At 73.7% G+C, this 4,550-nt stretch carries 5 protein-coding genes; 3 read left to right on the forward strand and 2 right to left on the reverse strand.

The window, feature by feature from the left end:
- Window positions 1-146 (reverse strand): NTP transferase domain-containing protein (locus ACYVE9_RS16555; RefSeq protein ID WP_461028637.1); only part of this gene is annotated, 146 nt, incomplete at its 3' end.
- A gap of 275 nt (window positions 147-421) precedes the next feature.
- Between ACYVE9_RS16555 and ACYVE9_RS16560 the strand changes: the two genes are divergently transcribed.
- The gene (locus ACYVE9_RS16560; protein ID WP_461028633.1) at window positions 422-733 is read left to right on the forward strand and encodes a DUF5955 family protein; all 312 of its coding nucleotides are present in this window, start codon (window positions 422-424) and stop codon (window positions 731-733) included.
- A 127-nt stretch (window positions 734-860) separates the two neighbouring features.
- On the opposite strand, the gene ACYVE9_RS16565 is transcribed toward ACYVE9_RS16560, so the two are convergent.
- Window positions 861-1,667, reverse strand: coding sequence for an IclR family transcriptional regulator (locus tag ACYVE9_RS16565; RefSeq protein ID WP_461028634.1), 807 nt, complete (start codon window positions 1,665-1,667; stop codon window positions 861-863).
- Between the two features lie 388 nt (window positions 1,668-2,055).
- Between ACYVE9_RS16565 and allB the strand changes: the two genes are divergently transcribed.
- Both allB and alc read left to right on the forward strand, forming a co-directional pair.
- Window positions 2,056-3,417: an allantoinase AllB gene (allB, locus tag ACYVE9_RS16570; RefSeq protein WP_461028635.1), complete on the forward strand. Its 1,362-nt coding sequence runs from the start codon at window positions 2,056-2,058 to the stop codon at window positions 3,415-3,417.
- Window positions 3,414-4,541 carry an allantoicase gene (gene alc, locus ACYVE9_RS16575; protein ID WP_461028636.1) on the forward strand — a complete coding sequence of 376 codons (1,128 nt, stop codon included), beginning with the start codon at window positions 3,414-3,416 and terminating at the stop codon, window positions 4,539-4,541. The genes allB and alc overlap by 4 nt, the downstream gene beginning before the upstream one ends.
- Window positions 4,542-4,550 lie beyond the last annotated feature (9 nt).

A 4,550-nucleotide genomic window follows, 5' to 3' on the forward strand; every position in this document is an offset into this window, starting at 1 on the left:
TCACGAAGCGCTCGCGCGGCGTGCTCGACCAGCGGGCGCCCGTGGTGGCCGAGCAGGGCCTTCGGTCGGCCACCGAGCCGTCGGCCGCCGCCGGCTGCGAGAAGCAGGCCGGCGACGGGCGGAACACGAGCCGGTGGAGACGCCATGCCGCGAGCCTACGGCCTCACTGCCAGGGCGGCCCGGCACCGATCCTGTCCGACCGGTCGAACGTCGGGCGTCCGGTCGGGAGTCGGCGAGCCGAAATTCGCCCTCCGTGTAGCGCGGGCAGCGGAGCGTGTCGTTTACTGTCCAGACCCTCGCGCCTGACCAGTGCGGGGGAGCTGGGACGAGGGATACGCACGGGGCGATGACAGCCGTCAGACGGGAAGCTTCTGTGTGGGGGAGTACCGCAGTGCGACGCGAACGCAGTGAACGAGCCGTGGTGCCTCAGAGGCGCCCGCTCGCCGTGGAGTCGGCGGCAGATCCGCGGGTGGAGGAGCTGCGGGCCGCGGTGGTCGGCCTGCGCCGGGCGCTGGCCGCGTACCCTCCCGACCTACCGGACCGGCAGATAGCCGACGAGGAACTGGCGGGGCTGGCCGTGCTGGCAGCGGCCGGCGACTGCGATCCCCCGCGGCTGCGCAGTTCCCTGCTGCTCCTGGTCGGAGCACTCGGCTCGATCAGCGCGTTGGCCGCACCGCTGTCCGAAGTCCGCACCGCGGTCGGCCTGTTCGGGGTGCCGCAGATCCGCCGCTGACCCCTCGCGGCCGTCCGCGGTACGTCGCGTGGCCGCCGGGTGCCGTGCTCGACCGCCCCCACGGCACGCCCCGCCGTGTCGGAACAGCCGCCGGACGCCCTGCCCCGCCCGTCTTGGTCGCTCGGGCTCAGGCTCCGTTGCCGTTCGCCTGGGCCGGGTTCGCGAGCGCGGTGGACAGGTCGAGCGCCACCTCCTGGAGCAGCGGCACGATTTTCTCGGTGGCGGTGTCCGTCACCCGCCCGGCCGGCCCGGAGATGGAGATGGCCGCCGCGGTGGGGGAGTTGGGCACGGAGACGGCGATGCAGCGCACCCCGACCTCCTGCTCGTTGTCGTCCAGGGCGAAGCCGCGCTCGCGGGTGGTCTCCAGCGCCTCCAGGAAGGCGTCGGCCGTCCCGATGGTGCGGTCGGTGGCGGCCGGCATGCCGGTGCGGGCGAGCAGGGCCCGTACCTCCTCCGCCGGGTGGTGGGCCAGCAGGGCCTTGCCGACGCCGGTGGAGTGCGGCAGCACGCGGCGGCCCACCTCGGTGAACATCCGCATCGAGTGCCGGGACGGGACCTGGGCGACGTACACGACCTCGTCGCCGTCGAGCAGCGCCATGTTGGCCGTCTCGCCCGTCTCCTCGACGAGCCGGGCGAGATAGGGGCGCGCCCAGGTGCCGAGCAGTCGGGAGGCGCTCTCGCCGAGGCGGATCAGCCTCGGGCCGAGCGCGTAGCGCCGGTTGGGCTGCTGCCGGACGTACCCGCAGGCCACGAGGGTGCGCATCAGCCTGTGGATGGTGGGCAGGGGCAGGCCGCTGCTGCCGGAGAGTTCACTCAGTCCCACCTCGCCGCCGGCGTCCGCCATCCGCTCCAGCAGGTCGAAGGCCCGCTCGAGGGACTGGACGCCCCCGGACGCGGCGGGGGGTGAGGTGCTCTTGGGCTCGGACGACGGCACGTCGCGGTTCCTTTCGGGCGGATGGGGCGCATGCTACCGGTCCCGGCCCCGGTGGGAACGGCTGAGGGCTGTGGATCGTGGCCGGTCAGGCCCCTCCGGTGCGGGGCCGGCCGGACCCTTCGGGGCGCGGGCCCGGCCGGCGGCCCGGGGTGGCCGTACGGCTCGACGGCGCGGACTCAGGGAAAGGTACATGCCGGGATGCGAGAACCGCTTTCCGTTTGGTGGAATCGCACAAGGTGTGGCGCGGCGGCGCTGCGAGCAACCGTCAGACCTTGACGGCACGTGCGGTCACGGGAAGACTCATTCAACAGAACGTTGAATTCCGCACTGCGGAATCCTCACCGCATCCGGCACAGGTGGGGGTCGCACAGGGGAAGAGGAGAATCGGTTGTCACAGCACGACTCCACCGAGTCGGCCGTCGAACTGCTGCGCCGCTCCACCCGGGTGGTCACACCCGACGGGGTGCGCCCGGCCTCCGTGGCCGTGGCGGGCGGATCCGTCGCGGCCGTCCAGCCGCACGACGCGGCCGTGCCGCCGGGGGCCCGGCTGGTCGACGTGGGGGACGACGCGCTGCTGCCCGGCCTGGTCGACACCCACGTCCACGTCAACGACCCCGGACGCACCGAGTGGGAGGGCTTCTGGACGGCGACGCAGGCAGCCGCGGCCGGTGGGATCACGACGCTGCTGGACATGCCGCTGAACAGCCTGCCGCCCACCACCACGGTCGCCCACCTGGAGACCAAGCGCGCCGTCGCCCGCGCCAAGGCGCACGTCGACACCGGCTTCTGGGGCGGTGCCGTGCCGGACAGCCTCGGTGGGTTGGAAGCCCTGCACGAGGCGGGAGTGTTCGGCTTCAAGTGCTTTCTCTCGCCGTCCGGCGTCGAGGAGTTCCCGCAGCTGGACGCGGCACAACTGACCGCGGCGATGCGGGAGATCGCCGGCTTCGGCGGCCTGCTGATCGTGCACGCCGAGGACCCGGGGCGGCTGGAGTCGGCCCCGCCGGTGACCGGCCCGCGGTACGCCGACTTCCTCGCCTCCCGGCCCCGCGCCGCGGAGAACGAGGCCATCGCCCTGCTGATCGACCGGGCCCGGCGTCTCGACGCCCGGGTGCACGTCCTGCACCTGTCGTCCTGCGACGCGCTGCCGCTGATCGCCGCCGCCAAGGCCGACGGTGTGGCCGTGTCGGTGGAGACGTGCCCGCACTTCCTCACCCTCTCCGCCGAGGAAGTGCCGGACGGCGCGACCGAGTTCAAGTGCTGCCCGCCCATCAGGGAGCAGGCCAACCGGGACACCCTGTGGCAGGCGCTGGCGGACGGCACCATCGACTGCGTGGTCTCCGACCACTCACCGTGCACCCCCGACCTCAAGGTCGACGACTTCGGCCGGGCCTGGGGTGGTATCTCCTCACTGCAACTGGGCCTGCCCGCCGTGTGGACGGAGGCCCGGCGGCGTGGGCACGGTCTCGACGACGTCGCCCGCTGGATGTCCACCGCGCCGGCCGCGCTCGCCGGCCTGAGCCGCAAGGGCGCCATCGCGCCGGGCCGGGACGCGGACTTCGCCGTGCTCGCCCCCGAGTTGGCCTTCACCGTCGACCCGGCCGAACTGCACCACCGCAACCAGGTCACCGCCTACGCCGGCCGGACCCTGCACGGCGTCGTCCGCTCCAGCTGGCTGCGGGGCCACCAGATCACCGACCACGGCCGCACCCTGCGCAGGGACGGCCGACTCATCGAGAGGACCACCGCATGACGGCGGCCAGCACCGGACTGCCCAGCTTCACCGGCGACGCCCGGCCCTACGGCGGGGGTGACCCGTACGCGGACTACCGCACGGCCGACTTCCCGTTCAGCCACCTGGTCGACCTCGCCGACCGGCGCCTCGGCGCCGCCGTCGTCGCCGCCAACGACGAGTTCTTCGCCCACCGGGAGAACCTGCTGCGGCCCGGCGCCGCCGTGTTCGACCCGGAGCACTTCGGGCACAAGGGCAAGGTGATGGACGGCTGGGAGACCCGCCGGCGACGCGGCACGGACGCCGACCGGCCGCATCCCACCGACGCCGACCACGACTGGGCGCTCGTCCGGCTGGGCGCGCCCGGCGTCATCCGCGGCATCGTCGTCGACACCGCTCACTTCCGCGGCAACCACCCGCAGGCGGTGTCGATCGAGGCGACCTCGGCGCCGGTGTCGGCGTCCCCCGAGGAACTGCTCGCGGACGACCGCGAGTGGACGGTGCTGGTCCCGCGGACCCCGGTCGGCGGCCACGCCGCCAACGCCTTCGCCGTGGAGACGGAACGGCGTTTCACGCACCTGCGCGTCAACCAGCACCCCGACGGCGGCATCGCCCGGCTGCGGGTGCACGGAGAGGTGGTGCCCGACCCGGCGTGGCTGGCCGCGCTGGGCACCTTCGACGTGGTCGCGCTGGAGAACGGCGGAGCCGTCGAGGACGCGTCCGACCGCTTCTACTCACCGGCCGTGCACACCATCCAGCCGGGCCGCTCGCAGAAGATGGACGACGGCTGGGAGACCCGCCGGCGCCGCGACCAGGGCAACGACTGGATCCGCTACGCGCTGGTCGAGCAGTCCCGCGTCCGGGCCGTCGAGATCGACACCGCCTACCTGAAGGGCAACGCGGCCGGCTGGGCGGCGCTGGTCGGCCGGAACGGCGAGGACGAGCCGTGGACGGAACTGCTGCCGCGGACCCGGCTCCAGCCCGACACCGTGCACCGCTTCCTGCTGGACGACGCTCCGGCCGTCAGCCAGGTGCGGCTCGACATCTTTCCCGACGGCGGCATCTCCCGCCTGCGGCTGTTCGGTTCGCTCACCGAGGCCGGCGCCGCCCGCCTGGCCGAGCGCCACCGCGCCCTCGGCGGCTGACCCGCCACC

The organism is Streptomyces sparsus (genome assembly GCF_054776295.1).

Coding starts and splice junctions, on each gene's coding strand:
- alc (WP_461028636.1), top strand. CDS start 3,414: ATGACGGCGGCCAGCACCGGACTGCCCAGCTTCACCGGCGACGCCCGG.